Raw genomic sequence first — 3,577 nt, 5'->3', positions numbered from 1 at the left:
CGACGCGATCGCCACCAACGGACCGTTCGACGGCATCACCGGCCAGGGCGGCGACACCGGCATCGTCCAGGCGATGATGGATGCCAAGCAGAAGATGGTGCCGTTCGGCGGCGAAACCGAGAACGGTTTTCGCAAATTCTGCGCGGCGCATGCCTCTGAGGGGCTGAAATGTTCGTCGGCCGGCACCGGTCCTGCGCAGGTCGCGGTCGCGATCAAGGTCGCGCTCGCGGCGCTCGAAGGCCAGGTCGTTCCGCAATCGGTCAAGCTGCCGCTTGCCATCGTCGAGGATCCCAACTTCAAGAAAGATCAGGACTACTTCCCCGACCAGTCCAACAACTTCTTCGTCGGCAACTCCTTCCCGACCTGCGGCATCAATTTCACCGCGCAGGAGATCATGGGGCAGACGAAGGAGAACCAGTAAGTCTCGTCTGACAGGATAGTGATGAAACGAGACTAGACTGGTGCGGCATCCGCAGTGCGCCCCTCCCCCCTTGCGGGGCAGGGCAATCGCATATGGCGTTCGAACGCTGGCGGTGCGCTCCCTCCCCCGCTTGCGGGGGAGGGCTGGGGTGGGGGCGTCGTGCGAAAAAGGCTGCAGCCGAGGCCGGGGCCGGCCCCCACCCGCCGCGCAAGCGCGGCGACCTCCCCCGCAAGCGGGGGAGGCAAACGGAGAGAGTGGCACTCATATGCGATAGCCCTGCCTTGCGGGGGAGGGTCGGGGAGGGGGGTCCCCACGAAAGGTCGGAGTGCCTGGCACCCCCCCGACCCCTCCCCGCAAGGGGAGGGTAGTTGAAGCACCGCCACGCCATCGACGAAGAACCGGGTATCGAAGAACAAGGGTAGAGCATGGACGCGGCCGCGCCGCTGTTTCGGGTCGAGGGCGTCTCAAAACGTTACGGCGGCGTCGTTGCGCTCGAGAAGGCCGACCTCGATGTCCGCGAAGGGCGGATTCACGCCATCCTCGGCGAGAACGGCGCCGGCAAATCGACGCTGATCAAGATCATGGCCGGCGTGGTCGCGCCGGACCAAGGGCGCATGACGCTGAGCGGAAGCGAGGTCGTCTTCACGAGCCCGGCGGCTGCTTCCGATGCCGGCATCGTCTGCATCTTCCAGGAGCTGTCGCTGATCCCAGACCTGTCGGTCGCGGACAACATCGCCATCAGCCGTCCGCCGACGCGGCTCGGCATGATCGACCGGCAAGCGCAGCGCAAGCTCGCTGAGGAAGCGCTGGCGCGGGCGGGGGCGGACGACATCCACCCCCGCGCGCTGGTGAAGGACCTGCCGCTGTCGCGCCGGCAGATGGTCGAGATCGCGAAGGCGCTCGCCCGGCGGCCGAGGATTCTGATCCTCGACGAGGCAACGTCGGCGCTCACGGCCTCCGATGTCGCGCGCGTGTTCGCCGTGCTCAAACGCCTGCGCGCCGAGGGACTGGCGCTGCTCTACATTTCGCACCGGATGCATGAGATCGCCGAACTCGCCGACGAATGCACGGTGTTCCGCAACGGCCGCAAGATCGCGACCTTCGCCGCTGGCAGCAAGACGGACGCGCAGGTGATCGAGCTGATGATCGGCCGCGAATATGCGCATGTGTTTCCCGCAAAGCCCGGCGTGAAGGAGAGTGGCAAGCCGCCGGCGCTGCAATGCCGGGGGCTGAGCTGGAACGGACGCTTGAAGGACATCTCCTTCTCGCTCCGTGCGGGCGAGATCATCGGGCTCGGCGGCCTCGACGGCCAGGGCCAGCGCGAACTGCTGCTGGCGCTGTTCGGCGTGCTGCGCGACTGCCGCGGCGACGTTCTCGTCGATGGCGCCAAAGTCACGATCGAGAGCCCGGGCGCGGCAAAATCGGCGCAGAACGGTCTCGCTTTGATCCCGGAGGACCGCAAGACCGAAGGCTTGATGCTGCCGATGTCGGTTAAGGACAACCTGTCCGCGGCCGCGTTCGGCCGCATCGCCCGCTTCGGTGTGATCGACAAGGAGCGGCAGTCTGAACTCGTGGACGAGGTGATCCGCCAGCTGGAGATCAAGACCGCCTCGCCCGACATTGCCGTCGGCGCCTTGTCAGGCGGCAACCAGCAGAAGGTCGTCATCGCCAAATGGCTGATGAACAGGCCGCGCATCATCCTGCTCAACGACCCGACGCGCGGTATCGACGTTGGCACCAAGCAGGAGATTTACCGGCTGCTGCGCCGCCTCGCCGACGAGGGGGCGGCGATCCTGTTCTATTCGACCGACTATGACGAACTGATCGGCTGCTGCGACCGCGTGCTCGTGATGTATGATGGCGCGGTGACAAGGGAACTCATGGGCGCCGAGATCACCGAGCGCGCGCTAGTGTCCAGCGCGCTGAACGTGCAAGATGCCACTCAGGCGGCGGGCAAGATCTGATCATGAAGGACTGGCGTTACTGGCTTTCGGAACAGCAGGGCACGCTGACGGCGATCGGCATCTTTGCCGTGATGTTCGCGATCTACGCGACCAACCATCCGGCCGGCTTTGGCGTCAACATGGTACAGACCGCTGCCAATAAGGGCGTGCTGCTCGCTTTCGTTGCGATGGCGCAGGCGCTGGTGGTGATCACCGCCGGCATCGATCTGTCGGTCGGCATGGTGCTGACGCTCACCAACTGCGTCGCCTCCGCGATCGTGGTCGGCTCGGCCGCGGAGACGGCGCTCGGCGTCGTGGGCGTGCTGGCCACCGGGCTCGCCTGCGGCGCGCTCAACGGGGCGATCGTCATTTTTGGCCGGCTGCAACCGATCGTGACCACCATTGCGACCGGGGCGATGTTTTACGGCATCGCGCTGTTCCTGCGGCCCAATCCGGGCGGATCGGTCAACGAGACCCTGGCCGACGCGATGACCGGCCGCCTGTTTGGCTTCCTTCCCGCGAGCCTCGTGGTGCTCGCGCTCGCGGTGCTGATCATCTGGGTGCCCTATAGCCTCTCGGTGGTCGCCCGCGCCGCATATACGAAAGGCTCGGCGGAGACGGCGGCCTACCTGTCCGGCGTTCCGATCCAGCGCGCCAAATTTTTCGCCTACACGCTGGCGGGACTGCTCGCATCGATCGGCGGGCTGTTTCTCACCTTCTTCTCGTATACGGGCGAGGCGGCCTATGCCAGCGGCAATGCCTATACGCTGTTCTCGATCGCGGCCGTGGTGCTCGGCGGCGTCTCGCTGATGGGCGGGCGCGGCAGCGCCATCGGCGCGATTTTTGGCGCACTCGCGTTTCGGACCATCGGCGACCTGTTGTTCGTGTTCGATTTCGATCCGCTCTGGCAGCCGCTGTTCCAGGGCGTGGTGCTGATGCTGGCGGTCTCGATCGGCGCGTTCGGCCTGTTCCAGGTGCGCAACCGCCTGGAGTGGTTCGGATGAGCGAGGCAACCGCCCCACGCCCGGCGATCCGGCTGCCCGCCTTCCTGCGCCGTCTCGATCCCGCCGTCCTGACCGCGTTCGGCTGCATCGTGCTGCTGCTGCTGCTCGGCAGCCTCTATTCGCGCAGTTTTCTGTCGCCGGAATATCTGCTGCAGCAATTGAAGGTCGCGAGTTTTCTCGGCGTCATCGCAACCGGCATGATGCTGGTG

The 3,577-nt window shown here is 65.8% G+C and carries 2 protein-coding genes and 2 pseudogenes; all 4 read left to right on the top strand.

Annotated features, from left to right (window positions below):
• Positions 1–421 (top strand): annotated as a pseudogene (locus JOZ76_RS26930) (ribose ABC transporter substrate-binding protein); the annotation flags it as partial.
• 425 nt (positions 422–846) lie between these two features.
• Entirely contained in the window at positions 847–2,385 is a 1,539-nt protein-coding gene (locus JOZ76_RS26925) for a sugar ABC transporter ATP-binding protein (protein WP_291703816.1), read from the top strand.
• 2 nt (positions 2,386–2,387) lie between these two features.
• Positions 2,388–3,368 (top strand): ABC transporter permease, encoded by a 981-nt coding sequence (locus JOZ76_RS26920; protein ID WP_291703814.1) that lies wholly within the window; start codon positions 2,388–2,390, stop codon positions 3,366–3,368.
• A pseudogene (locus tag JOZ76_RS26915) lies at positions 3,365–3,577 on the top strand (ABC transporter permease); the annotation flags it as partial. The gene JOZ76_RS26920 and the pseudogene JOZ76_RS26915, both read left to right, overlap by 4 nt.

Source organism: Bradyrhizobium sp. (genome assembly GCF_019244115.1).
In the GTDB taxonomy this organism is placed as follows: Bacteria; Pseudomonadota; Alphaproteobacteria; order Rhizobiales; family Xanthobacteraceae; genus Bradyrhizobium.
The sequence above is the reverse complement of the archived record's forward strand: the minus strand, read 5'-3'. Positions and strand labels throughout refer to the sequence as shown.